21 protein-coding genes and 1 pseudogene are annotated in these 22,294 nt (G+C 54.0%); 11 read left to right on the forward strand and 11 right to left on the reverse strand.

Annotation, left to right across the window (positions count from 1 at the left end; all coding sequences use genetic code 11):
• Positions 1-10: 10 nt before the first annotated feature.
• Both JWF83_RS24490 and manX read right to left on the reverse strand, forming a co-directional pair.
• On the reverse strand, positions 11-811 hold the full coding sequence (locus JWF83_RS24490; RefSeq protein WP_413653104.1) for a PTS mannose/fructose/sorbose transporter subunit IIC: 801 nt from the start codon (positions 809-811) through the stop codon (positions 11-13).
• A gap of 73 nt (positions 812-884) precedes the next feature.
• Positions 885-1,844: a PTS mannose transporter subunit IIAB gene (gene manX / locus JWF83_RS24495; RefSeq protein WP_413653105.1), complete on the reverse strand. Its 960-nt coding sequence runs from the start codon at positions 1,842-1,844 to the stop codon at positions 885-887.
• 531 nt (positions 1,845-2,375) lie between these two features.
• Between manX and JWF83_RS24500 the strand changes: the two genes are divergently transcribed.
• A complete protein-coding gene (locus tag JWF83_RS24500) occupies positions 2,376-3,941 on the forward strand; it encodes a TerC family protein (RefSeq protein ID WP_413653106.1) in 1,566 nt (521 codons plus the stop codon).
• Positions 3,942-4,006: 65 nt separating this feature from the next.
• Here JWF83_RS24500 and JWF83_RS24505 read toward each other — a convergent pair whose 3' ends face one another.
• From JWF83_RS24505 to pabB, 4 genes are all read right to left on the reverse strand, one after another.
• On the reverse strand, positions 4,007-5,569 hold the full coding sequence (locus tag JWF83_RS24505) for an EAL domain-containing protein (RefSeq protein ID WP_413653107.1): 1,563 nt from the start codon (positions 5,567-5,569) through the stop codon (positions 4,007-4,009).
• Between the two features lie 219 nt (positions 5,570-5,788).
• On the reverse strand, positions 5,789-7,153 hold the full coding sequence (sdaA, locus tag JWF83_RS24510) for an L-serine ammonia-lyase (RefSeq protein ID WP_413653108.1): 1,365 nt from the start codon (positions 7,151-7,153) through the stop codon (positions 5,789-5,791).
• Positions 7,154-7,453: 300 nt separating this feature from the next.
• Positions 7,454-8,029, reverse strand: a complete 576-nt coding sequence (locus JWF83_RS24515; RefSeq protein WP_413653109.1) for a CoA pyrophosphatase — start codon at positions 8,027-8,029, stop codon at positions 7,454-7,456.
• Entirely contained in the window at positions 8,019-9,389 is a 1,371-nt protein-coding gene (pabB, locus tag JWF83_RS24520; RefSeq protein ID WP_413653110.1) for an aminodeoxychorismate synthase component 1, read from the reverse strand. Before pabB ends, JWF83_RS24515 begins: the two co-directional genes overlap by 11 nt.
• Positions 9,390-9,501: 112 nt before the next feature.
• On the opposite strand from pabB, the pseudogene JWF83_RS24525 reads away from it, so the two are divergent.
• Positions 9,502-9,696 (forward strand): annotated as a pseudogene (locus JWF83_RS24525) (YoaH family protein); the annotation flags it as partial.
• Between the two features lie 164 nt (positions 9,697-9,860).
• Here the strand turns inward: JWF83_RS24525 and JWF83_RS24530 are convergent.
• Entirely contained in the window at positions 9,861-10,205 is a 345-nt protein-coding gene (locus tag JWF83_RS24530) for a RidA family protein (RefSeq protein WP_413653111.1), read from the reverse strand.
• Positions 10,206-10,334: 129 nt separating this feature from the next.
• Between JWF83_RS24530 and JWF83_RS24535 the strand changes: the two genes are divergently transcribed.
• From JWF83_RS24535 to rnd, 5 genes are all read left to right on the forward strand, one after another.
• A complete protein-coding gene (locus JWF83_RS24535; protein WP_413653112.1) occupies positions 10,335-12,245 on the forward strand; it encodes an ATP-dependent DNA helicase in 1,911 nt (636 codons plus the stop codon).
• A gap of 60 nt (positions 12,246-12,305) precedes the next feature.
• Positions 12,306-13,007: a tRNA (adenosine(37)-N6)-threonylcarbamoyltransferase complex dimerization subunit type 1 TsaB gene (gene tsaB, locus JWF83_RS24540; protein ID WP_413653113.1), complete on the forward strand. Its 702-nt coding sequence runs from the start codon at positions 12,306-12,308 to the stop codon at positions 13,005-13,007.
• Positions 13,008-13,063: 56 nt separating this feature from the next.
• Entirely contained in the window at positions 13,064-13,657 is a 594-nt protein-coding gene (locus JWF83_RS24545; protein WP_413653114.1) for a Slp family lipoprotein, read from the forward strand.
• A 228-nt stretch (positions 13,658-13,885) separates the two neighbouring features.
• On the forward strand, positions 13,886-15,571 hold the full coding sequence (gene fadD / locus JWF83_RS24550) for a long-chain-fatty-acid--CoA ligase FadD (protein ID WP_413653115.1): 1,686 nt from the start codon (positions 13,886-13,888) through the stop codon (positions 15,569-15,571).
• Between the two features lie 118 nt (positions 15,572-15,689).
• Positions 15,690-16,811, forward strand: coding sequence for a ribonuclease D (rnd, locus tag JWF83_RS24555; protein ID WP_413653116.1), 1,122 nt, complete (start codon positions 15,690-15,692; stop codon positions 16,809-16,811).
• Positions 16,812-16,869: 58 nt separating this feature from the next.
• Here the strand turns inward: rnd and minE are convergent, their stop codons facing one another.
• The 3 genes from minE to minC all read right to left on the reverse strand — a co-directional run bounded on the left by minE (position 16,870) and on the right by minC (position 18,741).
• The gene (gene minE / locus JWF83_RS24560; protein WP_413653117.1) at positions 16,870-17,139 is read right to left on the reverse strand and encodes a cell division topological specificity factor MinE; all 270 of its coding nucleotides are present in this window, start codon (positions 17,137-17,139) and stop codon (positions 16,870-16,872) included.
• Between the two features lie 3 nt (positions 17,140-17,142).
• Positions 17,143-17,955: a septum site-determining protein MinD gene (gene minD / locus JWF83_RS24565; protein ID WP_413653118.1), complete on the reverse strand. Its 813-nt coding sequence runs from the start codon at positions 17,953-17,955 to the stop codon at positions 17,143-17,145.
• A gap of 84 nt (positions 17,956-18,039) precedes the next feature.
• On the reverse strand, positions 18,040-18,741 hold the full coding sequence (minC, locus tag JWF83_RS24570; protein ID WP_413653119.1) for a septum site-determining protein MinC: 702 nt from the start codon (positions 18,739-18,741) through the stop codon (positions 18,040-18,042).
• A 159-nt stretch (positions 18,742-18,900) separates the two neighbouring features.
• Here minC and JWF83_RS24575 point away from each other — a divergent pair, with 159 nt between their 5' ends.
• From JWF83_RS24575 to JWF83_RS24590, 4 genes are all read left to right on the forward strand, one after another.
• Positions 18,901-19,170 (forward strand): YcgL domain-containing protein, encoded by a 270-nt coding sequence (locus JWF83_RS24575; RefSeq protein WP_413653120.1) that lies wholly within the window; start codon positions 18,901-18,903, stop codon positions 19,168-19,170.
• A gap of 98 nt (positions 19,171-19,268) precedes the next feature.
• Positions 19,269-20,369 carry a lytic transglycosylase domain-containing protein gene (locus JWF83_RS24580; protein ID WP_413653121.1) on the forward strand — a complete coding sequence of 367 codons (1,101 nt, stop codon included), beginning with the start codon at positions 19,269-19,271 and terminating at the stop codon, positions 20,367-20,369.
• Between the two features lie 64 nt (positions 20,370-20,433).
• Positions 20,434-21,093 carry a fumarylacetoacetate hydrolase family protein gene (locus JWF83_RS24585; protein WP_413653122.1) on the forward strand — a complete coding sequence of 220 codons (660 nt, stop codon included), beginning with the start codon at positions 20,434-20,436 and terminating at the stop codon, positions 21,091-21,093.
• A 122-nt stretch (positions 21,094-21,215) separates the two neighbouring features.
• On the forward strand, positions 21,216-21,671 hold the full coding sequence (locus JWF83_RS24590; protein WP_413653123.1) for a YcgN family cysteine cluster protein: 456 nt from the start codon (positions 21,216-21,218) through the stop codon (positions 21,669-21,671).
• Between the two features lie 36 nt (positions 21,672-21,707).
• Here the strand turns inward: JWF83_RS24590 and dsbB are convergent, their stop codons facing one another.
• Entirely contained in the window at positions 21,708-22,238 is a 531-nt protein-coding gene (dsbB, locus tag JWF83_RS24595; protein ID WP_413653124.1) for a disulfide bond formation protein DsbB, read from the reverse strand.
• Positions 22,239-22,294 lie beyond the last annotated feature (56 nt).

Raw genomic sequence — 22,294 nt, forward strand, 5'->3', positions numbered from 1 at the left:
CACCTTTTCCTTAGTCTAATTCGTTGTCGAGATCGTTATTGGACGGGCCGGATGCCGACGCACCCGCTACGCGGTTATATTTCGGACTCAGCTGAATGTAGAGTACCGCCATTACCACGCCAATCACGCCAAGGGCAACCAGATTGAAATTGGTAAATGCCGCAGTAACGAAGCCAAGGTAGAAGAATGGCATCAGATAACCGGCACGCATCATATTGATGACCATCGCATAACCGACCACAACAATCATGCCGCCAGCAATATTCAGGCCGTTGGTGACCACTTCCGGAATCGAGCTCAGCATGTTGTGAACTACGCTGGTGCCGACGGAAACGGCGACAATCAGCGCCGGAATGGCGATACGCATTGCCTGCAACACTAACGCTGAAACATGGATCCAACTGATAGCGCTAAGATTGCCTTTCTCGGCGGCTTTATCGGCAGCATGCTGGAAGGCGACAGTAATGGTACGCACAATAATGGTCAGTACCTGACCGGCTGCGGCCAGTGGGATTGCCAGGGCAATACCGGCACCGACGCTTTGTCCACCGGCGATAACCAGAATGGTGGAAATAATTGAGGCGAGGGCGGCGTCAGGCGCCACTGCGGCACCGATATTCATCCAGCCAAGGGCGATCATCTCCAGCGTACCGCCGATGATAATCCCGGTTTTAACATCTCCCAGTACAAAACCGATTAAAGTACAGGCCACCAGCGGACGGTGGAACTGAAACTCATCAAGAATCGAACCCATACCTGCAATACAGGCAACAAAAAATATCAGTACAATTTGAAGAGTGGAGATCTCCATTGCACAACTCCTTCTGACATTTGCAATCTGAGTTAAACCTGACGCGTCAGGCAATGAATAAGACTATTTCAACTTATTGATTTACTTTGGCAATCAGATCCATCATTTTCAGTTTCTGGTCGGATGAGACCTTTCTCACTTCCAGCTCAATACCGCGCGCATGCAATTTGTTAAAGGCTTCAATATCTTTTGGGTCGACGGAAACGGCGTTATTCACCTGAGTTTTCCCCTGGCGGAAAGCCATACCGCCAATATTGACCGATTTAATATTGACGCCTTCAGACACAATACGCTCGACATCGGTGGGGTTAGTGAACAGCAGCATCACTTTATCCTGAGCATATTTCGGGTTGTTGTAGACACGGATCATTTTAGCGACATCAACCACATGTGCGGTGACGCCCGGCGGGGCAACCTGGGTCAGCAGCGTTTTACGAACATGGTCGGCGGCAACTTCATCACTGACGACAATAATACGACTGACGTTGGTTTCTTTGGTCCAGCGGGTGGCGACCTGACCATGAATCAGGCGGTCATCAATACGTGCCAGACCGATCTTCATATGATCTTCAGGACCCAGCGGTTTTTGCGGTTTAGCCACCGCGGCCGGTTTGGCTGGCGCTGCAACTACCGGCTCTTTCGCCTTCAGCGCTTTCACTCCTTCGCGACCGGTTTCCAGCGCCAGTGCCACCAGATCGTCGAATGACGGATTATCGTCACGCGCCATCAGGGTTTCGACCAGCATTGGAATATTGACGCCGGCAATCACTTCGTAGTTTTGTTTATCCACCACAATACGGCTGGCGGCGTTAAATGGGCTTCCACCCCAGGTATCAACGAGGAAGAGCACGCCCTCATGGGTATCCAGTTCCGTAAGGCGCGCATTGTATTTCTCTATTAAGGTTTCGGCATTTTCCCCGGGAACAAAATCGATCCACCCGACGTTTTGCTGCTCGCCTAATAGCATTTCGGCGGTCTTAACAAGCTGCTCCGCTGCCCAACCATGGGTGCCGATTACAATAGCAATAGTCACTTGCTACCTCCTTTTACAATATTGAGCGTTTCAGCCGGTTGCACTGAACCGCCAACGATGTCATTTCAGCTACACTCAACTCAAATGAACTGACCCAAATTAAACGCTGCGCTGATCTGCTAAGATTTCGTGCAGTGTCAGGATGTAAAGCTGTTATGTCGCGAATTATTTTAGTCCGTGAAAAAATAAATTATGTGACGACGCTCAGCAATTACGACGCATAACCTGCTGATTTACCTTTCTGCTCTCTGCAGAACCTCAACACGGCGCGAGCTGCGGGTTAACTGTAAGAAAATATTTTGACGCCAATGTTTCTGCTGGTAGAGTAATGATTCTTTTTTTGCTACAGGAGTAACGGGCCTCAGCCCCCCCCATGGACTGTCACCGACGTTGTTTATCCATGCCACCGGGTCATCCGGCTTGTTTATTAACGCCATTCGGCGTGTCACGCACTATTGCCTGTCGTTATCCTCGTCGCGCGTCCGTTAATCTGGTCGTGGCGTTGTCCTGTTCCTTTTTCCGGAGTCTGTAATGGAATTTCTTCTGGACCCCTCAATTTGGGCCGGTCTGCTGACGCTTATCGTTCTTGAAATCGTGCTGGGTATCGACAACCTGGTGTTTATCGCCATCCTTGCCGACAAACTGCCGCCCAGACAGCGTGATAAAGCGCGCCTGATTGGCTTATCACTGGCTCTGTTGATGCGCCTGGCGCTACTGTCATTGATTTCCTGGATGGTCACGCTAACGCGTCCACTGTTCAGCGTAGCTGACTTTAGCTTTTCTGGCCGCGACCTGATTTTATTGTTTGGTGGGGTATTCCTGCTATTTAAGGCCACCATGGAGCTGCATGAGCGGCTGGAAAACCGTCAACTCGAAACGGATGGTAATCGAGCCTACGCCAGTTTCTGGGCGGTGGTGATACAAATTGTGGTGCTGGATGCGGTGTTCTCGCTTGATGCGGTGATTACCGCCGTCGGGATGGTGAACAATCTGGCGATTATGATGACCGCAGTGGTGATTGCGATGGGCGTGATGTTGCTGGCGTCGAAACCACTGACTAATTTTGTCAATGCGCATCCGACCGTGGTGGTGCTCTGTCTGAGTTTCCTGTTAATGATCGGTCTGAGTCTGGTGGCTGAAGGCTTTGGCTTCCATATTCCGAAAGGTTATCTCTACGCGGCGATTGGTTTCTCGATTCTGATCGAGTTGTTTAACCAGCTTGCCCGACGCAACTTTATTCGCCATCAGTCCCATCGTCCGATGCGTGAACGTACCGCTGAAGCGATTTTACGACTGATGGGCGGACGTCGCGGCTCGCAGCAGACCAGCAGCGAAAACAGTGGCGAAGTGGCATCGGTGATGCCGCAGGAAGCCTTTAAAGACGAAGAACGCTATATGATTAATGGTGTCCTGACGCTGGCTTCGCGTTCGGTACGCAGCATAATGACGCCGCGCGGCGAGATCTCGTGGGTTGATGCGGAACGTCCGCTGGATGAGGTCCGTATTCAACTGCTGGATACGCCGCACAGCCTGTTCCCGGTGTGTCGTGGAGAGCTGGATGAAATTATCGGCGTCGTGCGTGCCAAAGAGTTGCTGGTGGCGCTGGATCATGGCATTGATGTGGCGACCTTTGCCGCAGCGATGCCGCCGATTATCGTGCCGGAGACGCTGGACCCGATTAATTTACTCGGCGTGCTGCGTCGCGCCAAGGGCAGCTTTGTGGTGGTCACCAGCGAGTTTGGCGTGGTGCAGGGGCTGATCACGCCGCTGGACGTGCTGGAAGCGATTGCCGGAGAATTCCCGGATGAGGATGAAACCCCGGATATTATCGCTGATGGTGATGGCTGGCTGGTTAAAGGCGGTACCGATCTGCACTCGCTGCAGCAGTTGCTGGATACCCAGGATTTGGTGAAGGCCGAGGATGACCACGCATCGCTGGCTGGTTTGCTGATTGCCCAGAAAGGGCAGCTGCCGGTGCCAGGTGAGGTGATCGAGCTGTTGCCGTTACGTTTCCAGATTATTGAAGCGACGGACTACCGGGTTGACCTGGTTCGCGTGACAAAAGAACGTAATGAAAGGGATGAAGAGGACGCCTGAGTAGCAGGGCGGCATAAATGCCGCCTGTACCGTGGGTTATCTGAAACAGTAATGCGGTCCCTGCATCAGGCAACTAACGCTGCCTGATGCTTATTTAACCATGCCGGGAAGTCTGCAATCGGCATCGGGCGGGCGTAGTAATAACCTTGCAGCGTATCCACCCCGCGCTCGCGCAGATAGGCCGCCTGCTCTGCGGTCTCCACACCTTCGGCCACCAGACTGATATTCAGCCGCTGCGCCAGTGAAATCACCATATCCGTCACCGTGGCGTTAATTGCATCGGTGCCAATCGCCGCAGTAAAAATCTTATCAATTTTCAGCACGTCCGGACGCAGGGTTTTCAGATAGGCCAGGGAACTGTGGCCGGTGCCAAAGTCATCAATCGCCAGTTTTACGCCAATCTTATGCAGATGTGATACTACTCGCTGATCAACCACCGGCAGGGCATCACGCTCGGTTAACTCGACCACCAGCTGCGGACGTGGATTGGCCGGCCACCACAGACGCTGCAGGTCGTCAATAATCGCCCGATCGCGGAAATGACTGGCGGCAACGTTTATTGCGATATGAAACGTCGGGCAGTCAGGGAGCGAAGGCAGCTGGCTGACCACTTCATTAATGACAAATCGCGTCAAAGGCGCGATTAGGTTTTGCCGCTCAGCCATCGGAATAAACACATCCGGCGGCACCCAGCCCTGACGCGGATTATGCCAGCGTAACAGCAGCTCTATACCGTCACAGTCGCCGGTGCGGGCATTGATCAGCGGCTGACAGTAGACCATAAACTCCTGCGCCGATAAGCCGTAGCTAATCTGCCAGGCGATACTCATGCGGTTGGCGGTCGCCAGCCAGATGATATAACCCATCAGCAGGCTCAGCAGCAGCGCCAGCGGTAGCTGAGACGGCACGGTCATTAGCGCCAGCCGCGTCGGCGACGGACCAAACAGCGTGATAGAAAAAGGATAACGCAGCGATGACTCTTCATAGCTCACTTCATCTTCAGAAGGTATTGCCGGTTCAATCATCGGGTTGCCGTATTCCAGACTTTTACCCGCGACATTGAACACCGCACGTTCAACCCATGGCAGGGTCGGTTCCAGCAGATAACTGCTCATCAGCTCGATATTAATGATTTGCACAATACCTGAGCGGTTATTCAGCGACTTTGGCGTCCAGAGTAGTAAGACCGGCGATCCTTTCAACAGGAAATTATCGGTTGTCAGTAACATGCGCTGATTATTGACCGCCAGATCCGGCCAGCTATCGCTGAAGCTAATTGCCCGATCGCCATGAATACTTGAGCAGTAGACCATGTCGTTCTCGACCAGCAGCATTGCACGGACTGTTTGCAGGGTAGCCATTTTCTCCACCAGCGGAAAACGCACGGCTGCGCAGCTCAGGCCAACCAGCGCCAGCATATTATTAGCTGATACATCCAGGGGCGAAAACATGCGGTCAAATCGTTGTATTGCATTATTAGCAAAACGATGTGATTGCTGCTCAATACGGCCTTTCTCTTCAAAAAAACGAAAGGTCAGGGTAAGAATGAGCACTAACGCGGCGACGATCGAAGCAATCAGCAATCGCTTACGACGAAACTGTCCAACAATTTGCTGGGACACTTGCATCAGTAACCATCCTTAAAAAAAGCGCACAATGAGATTCCGAATATCTGTTATCGACAAGGAGAAAGCTAAGTTTAGTACTAATAAACAAAAAGGCGCCGGCTGTAAGATATGGCAGCGCGGCCGGTAAAAGGCCGCGCGAATCCACTGTATCGGTTTCCGAAGGCGGGTGATAGTCCGGTAAGGAACTATTTTTATTCTATAGAAGTAACTGCTGAGGAATTAATCACACTGCACTTTTATCGCCAGTCCACCCCGCGAGGTTTCACGGTATTTGGCGTTCATATCCTTGCCGGTTTCGTACATGGTTTCGATGACTTTATCCAGTGAAACACGTGGTTCACTGGTGCGACGCATGGCCATACGTGCCGAGTTAATCGCTTTTACTGCGGCAATGGCGTTACGTTCGATGCAGGGAACCTGTACCTGGCCGGCGACCGGGTCGCAGGTAAGACCAAGGTTGTGTTCCATGCCAATTTCCGCGGCGATACAGACCTGCTCCGGACTGGCGCCGAGTAATTCTGCCAGGCCTGCCGCCGCCATTGAGCAGGCGACGCCAACTTCTCCCTGACAGCCGACTTCCGCGCCGGAAATGGAGGCATTCATCTTGTACAGCACGCCAATCGCGCCGCAGGCGAGGAAATAGCGGATAAAAATATCCGGGCTCACCGGCTCAATAAAGTGATCATAGTAGGCCAGCACCGCCGGTACGATACCGCAGGCGCCGTTGGTGGGCGCGGTTACCACCCGACCACCCGCCGCATTCTCTTCATTTACCGCCAGCGCAAACATATTAATCCAGTCAATCACATTCATCGGATCGCTGGAGAGTTTATCGGATGACACCAGCAGACGGCGCAACGCTGAGGCTCGACGCGGCACGCGCAGGGGACCCGGCAGCACGCCTTCGGTATTGAGGCCACGGTCGATACATTCGCGCATGGTCTGCCAGATAGCGGTGAAATAGTGCTCGATCTCCTGACGGCTGTGCACGGCCAGTTCGTTTTTCATCACCATGCCGGAGAGCGACAGGCCAGTTTCCCGGCAGTGCGCCAGCATCGCTTTAGCGGAGTTGAATGGGTAAGGCACGCTGACTTCATCCAGCGTCGACTGACCAAAATGCTCTTCCTCGACGATAAATCCGCCGCCGATGGAGTAGTAGGTTTTGCTGTAGATCAGCTGGTCAGCGGCAAAGGCATGGATACGCATTCCGTTTTCATGCAGTGACAGATTATCGCTGCGAAAGACCATGCCGCCCTCACGTGGGAAGTCGACCTCATGGCGACCACCGGCCAGCAACAGGCGCTGGCGCTGCTCGACATCGCGAATAAAACCCGCGATGCCGTCGATGTCAACGCTGTCCGGCGCGGCGCCCGACAGCCCCATAATAATGGCGATATCGGTGTGGTGGCCTTTACCCGTCAGCGACAGCGATCCGTAAACGTCCACCGCCACACGGGTCACGGAGGTGAGCAGGCCATTGGCTACCAGATCATCGACAAACTGTTTGCCGGCTTTCATCGGGCCAACAGTATGCGAACTGGAAGGTCCAATGCCGATCTTAAACATGTCGAAAACGCTAATCACGTTACAGGCTCCTTAATATTGTCTCTCTGCTGCTGTTCTCGGGTGAGCAGAGCTAAGTATGTTCATCATGCGGGAAAAAAAGAGGCTAATCGCATGAAAAAAATTTATCCCAAAGGCAAGTATCACACTTGCCCGCCACGCTGGCGGCCGGCACAGGATAACCGACTTTTCAGGCGCGAGAAATATATATCAAAATGACAAATAAGGAAGTGATTTGGATCGCCTGTCAGGCAATTGGCAGTGAAAAATAATGTAAAGAGTAATAAATGAGCGATTTTAGCAGGCGCGGAATTTAGACCGCTAGTCGCCGGCGGTTTGCAGACTCAACTGCCGGATGATGCCGGCGGTCATGCCCCAGACAAAGTAATCCTCAAACCAGGATAACCACACCCGGTGATGGACACCGTGACGATGAATGTCCAGCGCGCTGTAACGTCCGAGACGCAGGGCTTCCTGCAGCGGCATCTCAAATACTGCGGCGACCTCAGCTTCATTAGCATGATAAATAATGCTGTCGGGGATAATGCCCACTACCGGCGTCACCTGAAACCCGGTGCTGCTGGTGACGGCGGGCAGGGTGCCAATCACTCTGACCAGCGCCGGTGGAATGGCGACCTCTTCTTGCGCCTCGCGCAGGGCGGTAATAATCAGCGAATTATCGCTGCTGTCCATCATCCCGCCGGGGAAAGCCACCTGGCCGGCATGCTTGCGCAGTGAGCTGGCGCGTTTGGTCAGTAGCAGCGTCGGCTGCGGGCGTGCGACAATCGGCACCAGCACCGCTGCCTGTCGCCGCGGCAGTGTGATAGCGCTGGCGGCTGGCGGCTGTAGCGTAAAGCGCGCCAGGAACTGTGCCAGCGTCAGTGAATTAGCGGTCATCACGGGGATCCTGCAGACAGGGCAAAATGCGGTTCAGCTTGTCAAAGGTTTCCTGATATTCCGCCTGCTGCTGGCTATCGGCAACAATACCGCCGCCGGCGCAGCAGAACAGCTGGCCCTGTTCGGCAATCAGGGTACGGATGGTAATACTGGTATCCATACGGCCACAAACGCTGAGATAGCCAATACTGCCGCACCAGGCGTTACGGCGCTGAGGCTCCAGTTCTTCAATAATTTCCATCGCCCGTACTTTCGGCGCCCCGGTAATCGAACCGCCCGGGAAACAGGCGCGCAGCAGGTCGCTGGCATTCAGCCCGGGTTTTAAACTGGCGCGAATGGTGCTAACCAGATGATGTACTGCCGGGAAGGGCTCAACCACAAACAGTTCCGGTACTTTCACCGTGCCGGGCTGGGCCACCCGACCGATATCATTGCGTAGCAGATCAACGATCATCAGATTTTCCGCGCGATCTTTTGCCGAACTGGCCAGCCTCTCTGCCTGCAACCGGTCGGCTGCGGCATCAGCCAGACGCGGCAGGGTTCCTTTAATCGGCCGCGTCTCAATCTCCCCCTGTTGCAGTTCAAGGAAGCGCTCAGGCGACAGGCTGAGAATGGCGCTCTGTTCCAGACGCAGAAAAGCACTGAACGGTGCGCGGTTCTGCTGATTGAGCAGCGTAAATGCCTGCCATTCATCTCCCTGGTAGCTGGCGGTAAAGCGCTGGGCGAGATTTACCTGATAACAATCGCCCGCCTGCAGATAGTGCTGTATGCTGTTGAACTTCTCACCATACTGTTCTGGCGTCATATTGGACTGCCATGCGCTGGTAAGGCGAAAACTTTCCGGCTGCGTCTGTGCAGGCAACGCCATCAGCCAGTCATGGCGCGCATTACCCGCCTGATGCGTCACCAGCGTTAGCGTCTGGCGCTGATGATCGGCAATCACTGCCCAGTCATACAGGCCGACGGCCATATCCGGCGTCGTCAGATCGGCGACCGCAGTCTCAGGTAACGTTTCAAAGCGCCGGCCAAGATCATAGCCAAACAAACCTAATGCACCGCCCTGGAAAGGGAAGTCAGGATGCTGCGTGGCTGACAGATTTAACTGTTCCAGCGCCTGTTGCAGCAGCCCGAGCGGATCGGCATCAGATTCGCTAATCACCTCGCCCTGTCGCCAGCGGGTAGTGGCGCCTGTGGTTTGCAACGTGGCGCAGGGATCGGCGACCATGATATCGAAACGATTATCGTCATGTTCGGCAAAGCCGGAACTGAGCAGCATCGCCCAGGGTAAATGGGCAACGCGTGCAAACAGGTTATGCAGGGCGTCAGGCGTATACGCTAAAGGATGGTAAACAGGCGGCATGGTGTTCAGCAGGTCATCACAACATAAAGATGCAAGCCTGGCATATTTTTGCCTTGCTGGCATCTCTTAGTTAGTCGTGAAATAATTTTCACATTAATTGTAAGGAGTCACCATGATTACAGGTCTACCGGCACTATCGCATGCCCAGCAGGAAGAGGCTGTGGAGCGAATTCAGGAATTGATGGCCAGCGGCATGAGCAGCGGCGAGGCGATTACCCTTGTGGCCCGCGAGATCCGCGAAAGCCATACTGGTGAGATGGTCACGGCGCGCTTTGAAGATGAAGATGACGAAGATGAAGACGAAGAGATGAATACGGCGCGTTACGACGATGAAGATGACGAAGATGAAGATGAAGAGATGAATACGGCGCGTTACGACGATGAAGACGACGAAGATGAAGACGAAGAGATGAATACGGCGCGTTACGACGATGAAGATGATGACGAAGAAGAGTAACGCGCCGCATCCGATCAGAGCGCGGCGATAATCTTGATTTCAACCTTGTACTTCGCATTCATCAGATTCGCCTGCACGGTGCAACGCACCGGTGCATTGCCCGGTGACACCCAGGCGTCCCACGCGCGGTTCATCGCCGGAAAGTCCTCGGGGTTCACCAGAAACAGGGTGGCATCCAGAATACGGCTTTTGTCGGATCCGACACGCGTCAGCAGGCGATCGATCACCGCCAGCGCATTCGCGGTTTGTGCTTCAGCATCCTCATCCAGATTCTCCGGTACGCTGGTGTAATAGACCGTCTGGTTATGGATCACCGCTTCTGACATACGGTGTTCCGGATCAATACGGGTAATGCTCATCAGGTTTTCCTTCTGTGATCGATTTCGGCGGTTAGCCTGACACAGAAATTATCCCGCTGTCATCTGTTGTGGAGGGCGCGGCAGAATACTGACATAATTACAGTGTTTTTTCTCAGGCAGTGAGGGTATGTGGCAGACGATTTTGCAGCAGAAGGCGCACTGGCGCGGGAAATTCCGGGGTTTAAACCACGTGAAGCACAACGGCAAATGGCGGAGGCGGTCAGTAAAGCGATCGGCAACCGCAGTGAACTGGTGGTCGAAGCGGGTACCGGAACCGGCAAAACTTACGCCTATTTAGCGCCGGCGCTCCGCTCCGGCAAGAAAGTGATCATTTCTACCGGTTCGAAAGCCCTGCAGGATCAGCTGTACAGCCGTGATTTGCCTACCGTGGCGCGCGCGCTAAAGTTTAAAGGTCAGCTGGCGCTGCTGAAAGGGCGCGCCAACTACCTGTGTCTGGAGCGTCTGGAACAGCAGTCGATGGCCGGCGGCGAACTGGCGGTGCAGGCGATGAGCGATCTGATCCACCTGCGTGGCTGGTCGAACGAAACCGTTGATGGCGATATCAGCACCTGCGGCGGCGTGGCGGAAGACAGCACCATCTGGCCGCTGGTGACCAGCACCAATGATAATTGCCTTGGCAGCGACTGCCCGCAATACAAAGATTGTTTTGTGGTGAAAGCGCGCCGCCGCGCCATGGATGCGGATGTGGTGGTGGTGAACCATCATCTGTTTCTCGCTGATATGGTGGTCAAAGAGAGCGGCTTCGCTGAGTTGATCCCGGAAGCGGATGTGATGATTTTCGATGAAGCCCATCAGGTGCCTGATATTGCCAGCCAGTACTTTGGCCAGCAACTCTCCAGCCGTCAGTTAATCGATCTGGCGAAAGATATTATCATCGCCTACCGCACCGAAGTCCGCGATGCTCAGCAGCTACAGAAATCAGCTGACCGCCTGGCGCAATGCGCACAGGATTTTCGTCTGGCACTCGGCGATCCCGGCTATCGCGGCAATCTGCGTGAAATCCTGACCGACCCTGCCATCCAGCGTGCGCTGACGCTGCTCGATGATGCACTGGAGCTGTGTTATGACGTGGCGAAAATGTCGCTGGGTCGTTCAGCGTTGCTGGATGCGGCATTTGAACGTGCGGCACTGTACCGCAATCGGCTGAAGCGCTTAAAAGATACCAGTCAGCCTGGTTTTAGCTACTGGTATGAATGTAACTCGCGCCACTTTGTACTGGCGCTGACGCCGCTGTCGGTTTCTGAACGGTTTCGGGAAGTGATGGATGAGCGCCCGGCGGCGTGGATTTTTACTTCGGCCACACTGTCGGTCAATGAACAGATGAGCCATTTTGTTGAGCGGCTGGGCGTCAGCACGGCGGAGTCGCTGATCCTGAATAGCCCGTTTGACTATGCCAGCCAGGCATTGCTGTGTGTGCCGCGCAATCTGCCGTCGCCGAATCAACCCGGCGGCGCGCGCCAGCTGGCACGGATGCTGCTGCCGCTGATTGAAGCCAATAATGGCCGTTGCTTCTTCCTGTGTACTTCGCATCAGATGATGCGCGATTTGGCTGCAGAGTTCCGTGCCTCGCTGAAACTGCCGGTATTACTACAGGGAGAAACCAGTAAAGGGCAATTGCTGAAGCAGTTTGTCGCGGCCGGTAATGCCTTGCTGGTGGCGACCAGCAGTTTCTGGGAAGGGGTGGATGTGCGCGGCGACGCGCTGTCGCTGGTGATCATCGATAAACTGCCGTTTACTTCGCCGGATGACCCGTTACTGAAAGCACGTATGGAAGATTGCAGGCTGCGCGGCGGTGAACCTTTCGATGATGTTCAGTTACCCGATGCGGTGATTACCCTGAAACAGGGGGTGGGGCGCTTAATTCGCGACGTGGATGACCGGGGAGTTCTGGTGATTTGCGATAACCGGCTGGTGATGCGGCCCTATGGTGCGGTATTCCTTAACAGCCTGCCGCCGACACCCCGTACCCGCGATCTGCAGCGCGCCGTTGATTTTCTTACTGCGGCATCAGCGCAGTAATTGCTGCTGCCTTATGCTAAGATGCCGCCGAAAAAAATGTTGATCCCGCCTGAGGTTGCTATGTCCACGCGAATTTTAGCCATTGATACGGCCACGGAGGCCTGTTCAGTTGCGCTGTTAAATGAAGACACTATTGATTCCCTGTTTGAACTCTGTCCGCGTGAGCATACGCAGCGTATTCTGCCAATGGTGCAGCAGGTGCTGGCGGCTAATCAGCTGGCATTAACCGGGTTGGATGCGCTGGCGTACGGCCGCGGCCCCGGCAGCTTTACCGGCGTGCGTATTAGCATTGGTATCGCCCAGGGGCTGGCGCTGGGCGCCAGCCTGCCGCTGATTGGCGTGTCGACGCTGGCGACTATGGCGCAGGGCGCCTGGCGTCGGTGTGGCGCCACCCGGGTGCTGGCCGCCATTGATGCGCGCATGGGCGAAGTCTACTGGGCTGAGTACCAGCGCGATGAGCAGGGCAACTGGCTGGGCGAAAGCAGCGAAGCGGTACTGAAACCGGAAGCGGCAATGGCGCGGATGGCGCAGCTGGAGGGGGAATGGGCCACCGTCGGCACCGGCTGGCAAGCCTGGCCCGATCTGGCGGCGCAAAGTCCGCTAAGCTTAGTGCATACCAGCGTGACGTTGCCGGCGGCAGAGGATATGTTGCCGCTGGCGGTCCTGGCGCTGGCGGCGGGGAAAAGCGTTGCGCCAGAGCATGCTGAGCCGACCTATCTGCGTAATGAAGTGACATGGAAAAAATTACCCGGACGCCAGTAAGCGGCAACTTATTTGCCGCCTGAGAGTCTAAAAAACAGTACCAGGGAGAGTTAACTATGCGTAAACGTTTTATTGGCCCGGCCAGTCTGTGGTTGCTGGCGACTGTTTTTCTTTCCGGCTGCGTTTCCATCCCCGATTCGGTGAAAGGAACCTCGCCAGTCCCCCAACAGGATTTACTGCGCGTCATGAATGCGCCGCAGTTATATGTCGGTCAGGAGTCACGTTTTGGCGGTAAGGTGGTGAAGGTCACTAACCTCACCGGTCGTACCCGGCTCGAAATCGCCACGCAGCCGCTGGATGACAGCGCGCGACCGATTCTCGGCGCCGCTTCCGTCGGGCGTATTTTTGCGGATATCAACGGCTTTGTTGATCCGGTGGATCTGCATAACCAGATGGTGACTGTGGTCGGGCCGATTAAAGGCAGCGAGAAGGGTGAGATTGGCCAGGCCGCTTACAACTTCGTGGTGGTCAGCGTTACCGGCTATCAGCGCTGGCATCTGACGCAGCAGGTGGTGATGCCGCCACAGCCGATCGATCCGTGGATCTGGTATGGTCCGCCGCGCGGCAGGCACGGAGGTTACTGGGGTCCCGGACCATGGGGGGGCTATAACAACAGCCCCGGTCAGGTGCAAACCATTCTGACGGAGTAACTGGCAGCGGCAGTAATCCGGTACTAACCCTTTTTAGCGGCCCGGTCGCGATACTCTGCGACCGGGCCGTTTTATTTAATTTCTCTGTGGATTGAGAAATTTAGTGATGCACTTCGCAACCTCATAACAGAGTGATCTGCAAACTGGTACGCTGAGTTAAAATATTGTTAACAGAGCGTAGCGGGTGAGGCGGCGATGACCATAAAGTATAATTTCCGAGGTGAATCCTTGAAAAAGGTTTGGCTTAACCGTTATCCGGCCGATGTCCCGGCTGAAATAGATGCAGATCGCTACACTTCTTTAGTCGACCTGTTTGAACAGGCGGCAAAACGCTATGCCGATCAGCCCGCATTTATCAATATGGGGCAGGTGATGACCTTCCGTAAGCTGGAGGAGCGCAGCCGCGCTTTCGCCGCTTATCTGCAGGAAGGGCTGGGACTGAAGAAAGGCGACCGGGTGGCGCTGATGATGCCCAATCTGTTGCAATACCCGATTGCCCTGTTTGGCGTACTGCGCGCCGGGATGATTGTGGTTAACGTTAATCCGCTGTATACCCCGCGCGAACTGGAACATCAGCTGAATGATAGCGGGGCCAGCGCCATCGTACTGGTATCCAACTTTGCCCATACGCTGGAAAAAGTGGTTGCGAAGACGGAGGTTAAGCATGTGATTCTGACGCGGCTCGGCGATCAGCTGTCGCCTGCCAAAGCCACGCTGGTCAATTTTGTGGTGAAATATATCAAACGGCTGGTGCCAAAATATAACCTGCCGCATGCCATCTCTTTCCGCAGCGCCATGCATCAGGGTTATCGCCTGCAATATGTCAAACCTGAGGTGATCAATGACGATCTGGCTTTCCTGCAATATACCGGAGGCACCACCGGGGTGGCGAAAGGGGCGATGCTGACCCACCGCAATATGCAGGCGAATCTCGAGCAGACGAAAGCCACCTATGGTTCCCTACTGCAGGATGGCAATGAAACGGTAGTGACCGCGCTGCCGCTGTATCATATCTTTGCCCTGACGGTTAACTGTCTGCTGTTTGTCGAATTGGGCGGGCGCAATTTGCTGATCACCAATCCGCGCGATATTCCGGGGCTGGTTAAAGAGCTGGCCAGATATCCGTTTACCGCTATCACCGGGGTCAATACGCTGTTTAACGCCTTGCTGAACGATAAAGAGTTTAACCGGCTGGATTTCTCATCACTGCGCCTCTCTGCCGGCGGCGGCATGTCGGTGCAAAAAGCGGTGGCGGAGCGTTGGGAGAAGCTGACCGGGCACTACCTGCTGGAGGGTTACGGGCTGACCGAATGCTCGCCGCTGGTGTCGGTCAACCCGTACGATATCACCTGTCATAATGGCAGCATTGGCCTGCCGGTGCCGTCCACCGATATCAAACTGATTGATGACGCCGGCGATGAAGTGGCTGACGGCGAGCCTGGCGAGCTGTGCATCAAAGGACCGCAGGTGATGCTGGGTTACTGGCAGCATCCCGCGGCCACCGATGAAGTATTAAAAAATGGATGGCTTCGCAGCGGCGATATTGTTACCGTTGATCATGAAGGCTTTCTGCGGATTGTCGATCGTAAAAAGGATATGATTCTGGTTTCCGGTTTCAATGTCTATCCAAATGAGATCGAAGATGTGCTGATGCAGCATGCCAAAGTGCGTGAAGTGGCCGCTATCGGGGTGCCGAGCGATCTTTCTGGTGAAGCGGTAAAAGTCTGCGTGGTGAAAAAGGATGACTCACTAACCAAAGATGAGCTGATCGAGCACTGCCGTCGCCTGTTAACTGGCTATAAAGTGCCTAAAATTGTTGAGTTCCGTGACGAGTTACCGAAGAGCAATGTGGGTAAAATCCTGCGGCGTGAACTGCGTGACGAAGCGATCAGGGCGGCGAAAAACGGCGCATAGTCCAGCGGCATTGACACTGCACTAAGATTATATAACGCCGGAACCTCCGGCGTTTTTATTGCTATCAACACCTGAACACTGCCTGTTTTCAGTCTGCAGGCGGCGAGAGATAAACAATTTGAATTACACATTAATCACCTCCGATGACGCGCTGGCCGAGGTTTGTCAGGCGGCGCGCCAGTTTTCTGCCCTGGCGCTGGATACCGAGTTTGTCCGCACGCGCACCTACTATCCGCGTTTAGGTCTGATCCAGCTGTATGATGGTGAACGCGTATCATTAATCGATCCGCTGGCCATCAGCGACTGGGCGCCGTTTGAAGCGTTACTCAGTGACCAGCAGGTGATCAAGTTTTTGCATGCCGGCAGTGAAGATCTGGAAGTTTTTATCAATGAATTCGGCGTGATGCCAGACCCGATGATTGATACGCAAATCCTCGCGGCTTTCAGCGGCCGACCGCTCTCCTGTGGTTTTGCCACCATTGTCGAATCCTTTACCGGCATCGCGCTGGATAAGAGCGAATCCCGTACCGACTGGATGGCGCGCCCGTTAACCGAACGTCAGTGCGAATACGCCGCCGCCGATGTGTTCTGGTTGCTGCCCATCGCCCATCAGCTGGTGGCAGAAACCGAAGCTGCCGGACAAATGGCCGCCGCGCTTAGCGAGTGTCAGCTACTGTGCCAGCGGCGTAGCGATATTCTGCTGCCGGAAGATGCCTGGCGTGAAATCAGCAATGCGTGGCAGCTGCGCCCGCGTCAGCTGGCGGCATTGCGGCTGATGGCCGCATGGCGTCTGGATCTGGCGCGGGAAAAAGATATGGCGGTAAACTTTGTGGTCCGTGAAGAGAATCTGTGGAAAGTGGCGCGTTTTATGCCGGGTTCGCTGGGTGAGCTGGATCATCTGGGCTTAAATGGTCATGAAATCCGCTTCCATGGCAAAACCCTGGTTGGCTTTGTGGAGCAAGCCAACGCATTGCCGGAAGACGCGCTGCCTGAACCGCTGAATAATATTATCGATCAGCCGGATTATAAGCGGGCATTTAAAGCGCTGAAAGCGCTGGTGCAAGAGGTGAGTGAAAGCTCTGGCCTGAGTCAGGAGCTGCTGGCTTCACGTCGGCAGATTAACCAGTTATTAAGCTGGCACTGGCGTATCAAACCGCGTGAGCGCTTGCCGGAACTGCTGGCGGGCTGGCGTGGTGAACTGATGGAACAGGGCATTAAACAGCTGCTGGCGGAGTATTAAGACGTGATAAACGCTTTCCCCTGCAATATTGCAGGGGAAATTTAAGAGTAATGAAAGATCATTTCGTCGTTTCTTCCACTTCCGGTAGCGTCACGTTCAGCTCCAGAATCGAAATATCATCCCCTTTATGATCCAGTTGTACGGTAACCATTTCTGGATCAATCTTCACGTATTTGCAAATCACTTCCAGTATGTCGCGCTTCAACTGGGGAAGATAGTGGGGCTCGCTATCACCCCTTCTACGTTCCGCCACGATGATTTGCAGTCGTTCCTTGGCTATGTTTGCAGTGCCCTTTTTACGGGATAAAAAGAAATCGAGTAAGGCCATGGTTTATCCCCCGAACAGGCGTTTCAGGAAACCCTTCTTCTCTTCTTCAATGAAGCGGAAGGGACGTTCTTCGCCGAGTAATCGATCCACGGTATCGGCATAGGCTTTGCCCGCATCGGACTCGCCATCAAGAATCACCGGTTCGCCCTGGTTGGACGCACGCAGCACAGACTGATCTTCCGGAATAACGCCAGCCAGAGGAATGCGCAGAATTTCCAGCACATCTTCCATGCTCAGCATATCGCCACGATTAACGCGGCCCGGGTTGTAGCGGGTTAACAACAGATGCTCTTTGATCGGATCCTGACCATTTTCGGCACGACGCGATTTCGAGGCGATAATGCCAAGAATACGGTCGGAGTCACGCACCGAAGAGACTTCCGGGTTAGTGGTAATAATAGCTTCATCGGCGAAATAGAGCGCCATTAACGCACCGGTTTCGATACCTGCCGGAGAGTCACAGACAATAAAGTCAAACTCCATGGTGCCGAGGTCGTTCAGCACTTTCTCCACGCCGTCGCGCGTCAGCGCGTCTTTATCGCGGGTCTGCGAAGCAGGCAGGATAAACAGATTTTCAGTGCGTTTATCTTTAATCAGCGCCTGGTTCAGTGTGGCATCGCCCTGAATCACATTAACAAAGTCATACACCACACGGCGTTCACAACCCATAATCAGGTCAAGGTTACGCAGACCGATATCAAAATCGATCACGACGGTTTTTTTGCCCTTCTGCGCCAGACCAGTAGCGATGGCCGCGCTTGACGTGGTCTTACCAACGCCCCCTTTACCCGATGTAACTACAATAATGCGTGCCATATTGATTAATTCCTTAACAAAGGGGCTGAGTCTATTCCAACAGGCTTTTTACTCGTCGAGCGTCACGACGCGGTAAAAACAGGCCTAATTCAGTGTCTGTATGGTCAGCGCGCCATCTTTCAGACAGAGACGCGCGGCTTTTCCAAAAAATTCAGCAGGGATTTGGTCCATAATCCAGTATTCACCGGCAATCGAGACCAACTCTGCAGTTAAACTGGTACAAAAAATCTGGCAATCACGGTCACCGCTGGCGCCGGCAAGGGCACGTCCACGCATCATACCGTAGATGTGAATGTTGCCGTCGGCGACCAGTTCTGCACCGGCGCTGACGCTGTTAGTGACAATCAGGTCGGCGTTACGCGCATAAATCTGCTGTCCGGAGCGAACCGGCGTATTCACCACTCGGGTTTTTGCTACCAGAGGTTCAACCGGTGGCGCCGCCTGAATCAGCGGGGCGGTTTCCGCTGCCGGTTTCTGTTCTTTCCCTTCGGCCAGTACCGGTAAACCCGCGCGCGTGATCATGCGCTTCAGGTTTTCATCTTTACAGCCGCTGACACCGATAACGCGCAAACCTGTTGAGATCACTGCCTGCTGCATCTGTTTCCAGTTAACATCACCAGAAAGCGTCGCAACATTGAGCACCACCGGCGCGTTTTTCAGGAAGGCTGGAGCCTGGTCAATTTTGTCCTGAAGCGCCTGGCGAACCACCTCGGGTTGAGTATGGTGTAAATGAACGACAGACAGTGTAAAACTACTGCCTTTTAACTCGATTGGCGTTTGCGACATCTGTCCTGACTCAGTCCTGTTGTGTCTCACCCGACTAAATTAGGCCTAAATATATCATCGCTTAATCAAGGCGGGACATTATTCCGAAGTACTGCAAGCATGTTATAGTTACTGTTATATTCAGGCAAGCCACCATCCCGGTTAATTCGAGTAAAAAATATGTTTTGTGTGATCTATCGTAGCCCGCAACGCGACCAGACTTATCTGTATGTAGAAAAAAAAGACGATTTCTCGCGTGTGCCCGAAGAACTGCTCCGCGGTTTTGGTAAACCGCAGCTGGCGATGCTGTTACCGCTTGATGGCAGTAAGAAACTGGTCAATGCCGACCTGGCGAAAGTGACCCGCGCTTTGCAGGAACAAGGCTATTATTTACAGCTGCCGCCACCGGTGGAAAGTCTGCTCAAAATGCATCTGGGAAATAGTAAATAAAGTGAATTAAGAATCATCTGTAAATATCTCCGCCGCATGCTGTGAGCGATGCAGATTATTATTTGCGACGGATAAACCTGATTTAAAAGGATGCCCGCATGAAGCAGACAGCCCTCAGTGCTCTTACCCTCGCGCTTTTGCTCAGCGGATGTGCCAGCAAAAACAGCGCCGCTCCGATGCCCGCCGCCGCTCAGGGCGTGACCGGCGCCGCCGCCAGTAACGGCGCCAGTAATAATGATCGTTTTCTGAATCCCGCTAGCGGCGGCAGCACGCTGGCTGAACAGGGACGCAACCCGGCGGAGTTCCCGGCTTATATCGCGCAATTAAAGGCTGAGGCCCGCGCACAGGGGATTAATCCGGCTACGCTCGATAGCGCGTTTGCCGGGGTGCATTTCGTGGATCGGGTGATTACATCTGACCGCAACCAGCTGGAGAAAAAGGTCACGCTGGATGATTACCTCGCGCGGACCCTGACGGCGACGAAAATCAGCGAGGCGCGGGATAACTTTCAGCGCTATCAGCCGGCGTTGCATCGCGTCAGCCAGCGCTATGGCGTAGCGCCGCAATATATTGTCGCGCTTTGGGCGATGGAGAGTAATTTTGGCAAGATTCAGGGCCGGGAAGATATTATTTCGGCGCTGTCGACACTGGCGTTCGAAGGGCGTCGCGAAGCCTTTTTTACCAAAGAACTGATTGCCGCCCTGCAGATTATTCAGCAGGGACATATTAGCGCGGCGGAGATGAAAGGTTCCTGGGCCGGCGCAATGGGCCAGAATCAGTTTATGCCCAGCTCTTACCTGCGCTACGGCGCTGACGCCGATGGCGACGGTAAAATCGATATCTGGAACAATGTCGATGATGTGTTTGCTTCCACCGCCAATTACCTTGCTACAGAGGGCTGGCGCGGTGGGGACAGCTGGGGGCGCGAGGTAGCGTTACCCGCTGATTTTATTAAACAGCAGGCGGGCCTGAAAGATTCACAGGCCAAAAGCGTCGGTGAATGGCAGCAACTGGGGGTGCGTATCACCAACAGTGTGGCGTTGCCGGATAACACACCACGCGCCTGGATCATCATACCGGATGATCTGCAAGGGCGTGCATTTATGGTTTATGACAATTTCCGCACAATAATGCACTGGAATCGGTCTTATTATTTCGCTATTAGTATTGGCAAAATGGCCGATGCTATCGTGCAATAAGTGATTAACTGATAAACGCTGGCAGAAGCTGGCGTTGCCACTCAACAGCAAGCAGGGGAAAAGCATGTATCAGCATCGTAACTGGCAGGGCGCACTGTTAGATTTTCCGGTCAGCAAGGTGGTTTGTGTCGGCAGTAACTACGCGAAGCACATTAAAGAAATGGGTAGCGCGACACCGCAAGAGCCGGTGGTGTTTATTAAACCGGAAACCGCACTGTGCGATCTGCGCCAGCCGATCTCTATCCCGAAAGCCTTTGGCTCAGTGCACCATGAGATTGAACTGGCGGTGCTGATTGGTTCGACCCTGAAGCAGGCATCTGAAGAGCATGTGGCGAAAGCGATTGCCGGTTATGGTATTGCCCTTGATTTGACGTTGCGCGATCTGCAGGCCGGATTGAAAAAAGCGGGGCAGCCATGGGAAAAATCAAAAGGTTTTGATAACTCCTGTCCGCTGTCGGGTTTTATTCCGGTCAGCGAGTTTGCCGGCGATCCGCAAAATACCGAACTGAAACTGGTGGTCAACGGTGAAGTGCGTCAGCATGGCAGCACCGCCGATATGATCACGAAAATTCTGCCGCTGATTGCCTATATGAGTCAGTACTTTACCCTGCGCGCTGGCGATGTGGTGATTACCGGTACGCCAGAAGGCGTCGGCCCGATGGTCTCGGGCGATACGCTGGAGTTGTCGCTGGGCGGTCACGGCGTATCAACGCGCGTGCTGTAAAGGTTGCATCTGAAGCCCGAACTGTTTATAAGGTGCGGTTAATTTACGACAGTCATTAGCTTTCGCGTTGCAGCCCATGGCGCTGTGGCGTGAAAGATAAAGACCATAAACAGGATATCCCCATGACTGACACCTCCGATACTCCTTTCTGGCAGCAAAAATCGCTTGAGCAAATGACCGATAAGGAATGGGAATCCTTGTGTGATGGGTGTGGCCAGTGTTGTCTGAATAAGTTGCAGGATGAAGATACCGATGAAATTTATTTCACCAATGTCGCCTGCGACCAGCTGAATATCAAAACCTGCCAGTGTCGTAATTATGAGCGTCGCTTTGAACTGGAAGAAGATTGCATCAAGCTGACTCGCGATAACTTGCCGACCTTTTCCTGGCTACCGCCGAGCTGTGCTTACCGCCTGCTGGCGGAAGGCAAATCACTGCCGGTATGGCATCCGTTGCGTAGCGGCTCAAAAGCGGCCATGCATGCGGCGCGGATTTCGGTACGGCATATCGCGGTACGCGAGAGTGAAGTGGTGGACTGGGAAGATCACATCATGAATCGCCCGAGCTGGGCACAATAAAAAACGGGCCTGAAGGCCCGTTGTTTATTTTCGCGCTTAGCGTGAAAACAGATCGCGACGTTTAGGTTTCAACGGCTGGGAAATCAGAACCAATACCGCAACCAGCAAAAAGGCGGCAAAGATAATTACCAGCCATTGCGGCATACCTAAAGTCAGGAAAGACCACTGCTTCTCGGCGCAGTCGCCACTGGCGACAAACATTGATGGCAGCCATTTATCCAGCGGTAACCAGTCCGGAAAACGTGCGGCGAAATCGCAGGTGACAAAAGGGTTAGGGTGCAGCTGGATCATCGTATGCTGATAAGCTAAACGAACCCCTTCCCATGAACTGTAAATCCAGCCCGCGATCGCCAGCAGGCGCAACGGACTTTTTGGCGCAATCGCCCCGACAATGCCTGCCGCCACAATGCCCCATAATGCGCAACGTTCATAAATACACATTACGCAAGGCTTGAGCATCATTACATGCTGGAAGTAGAGTGCCACCATTTCCAGAGCAAAAGCGATTAGGGCCATTAATAGCCAGGCACCGCGTCCTCTGGAGCATTGATTTAAAAATCGCAACATAGTCTTTCCATGCAAGAAACCTTGATAGCGCAGTGTAAACCAAAAGCGATTCGCTG

It is taken from the genome of Pantoea sp. B65 (genome assembly GCF_047308185.1).
Taxonomy (GTDB): domain Bacteria; phylum Pseudomonadota; class Gammaproteobacteria; order Enterobacterales; family Enterobacteriaceae; genus Erwinia.

Coding starts and splice junctions, on each gene's coding strand:
- JWF83_RS24490 (WP_413653104.1), bottom strand. CDS start 811: ATGGAGATCTCCACTCTTCAAATTGTACTGATATTTTTTGTTGCCTGT.
- JWF83_RS24500 (WP_413653106.1), top strand. CDS start 2,376: ATGGAATTTCTTCTGGACCCCTCAATTTGGGCCGGTCTGCTGACGCTT.
- JWF83_RS24505 (WP_413653107.1), bottom strand. CDS start 5,569: ATGCAAGTGTCCCAGCAAATTGTTGGACAGTTTCGTCGTAAGCGATTG.
- JWF83_RS24515 (WP_413653109.1), bottom strand. CDS start 8,029: ATGACCGCTAATTCACTGACGCTGGCACAGTTCCTGGCGCGCTTTACG.
- pabB (WP_413653110.1), bottom strand. CDS start 9,389: ATGCCGCCTGTTTACCATCCTTTAGCGTATACGCCTGACGCCCTGCAT.
- JWF83_RS24530 (WP_413653111.1), bottom strand. CDS start 10,205: ATGAGCATTACCCGTATTGATCCGGAACACCGTATGTCAGAAGCGGTG.
- tsaB (WP_413653113.1), top strand. CDS start 12,306: ATGTCCACGCGAATTTTAGCCATTGATACGGCCACGGAGGCCTGTTCA.
- JWF83_RS24545 (WP_413653114.1), top strand. CDS start 13,064: ATGCGTAAACGTTTTATTGGCCCGGCCAGTCTGTGGTTGCTGGCGACT.
- minE (WP_413653117.1), bottom strand. CDS start 17,139: ATGGCCTTACTCGATTTCTTTTTATCCCGTAAAAAGGGCACTGCAAAC.
- minD (WP_413653118.1), bottom strand. CDS start 17,955: ATGGCACGCATTATTGTAGTTACATCGGGTAAAGGGGGCGTTGGTAAG.
- minC (WP_413653119.1), bottom strand. CDS start 18,741: ATGTCGCAAACGCCAATCGAGTTAAAAGGCAGTAGTTTTACACTGTCT.
- JWF83_RS24575 (WP_413653120.1), top strand. CDS start 18,901: ATGTTTTGTGTGATCTATCGTAGCCCGCAACGCGACCAGACTTATCTG.
- JWF83_RS24580 (WP_413653121.1), top strand. CDS start 19,269: ATGAAGCAGACAGCCCTCAGTGCTCTTACCCTCGCGCTTTTGCTCAGC.
- JWF83_RS24585 (WP_413653122.1), top strand. CDS start 20,434: ATGTATCAGCATCGTAACTGGCAGGGCGCACTGTTAGATTTTCCGGTC.
- JWF83_RS24590 (WP_413653123.1), top strand. CDS start 21,216: ATGACTGACACCTCCGATACTCCTTTCTGGCAGCAAAAATCGCTTGAG.
- dsbB (WP_413653124.1), bottom strand. CDS start 22,238: ATGTTGCGATTTTTAAATCAATGCTCCAGAGGACGCGGTGCCTGGCTA.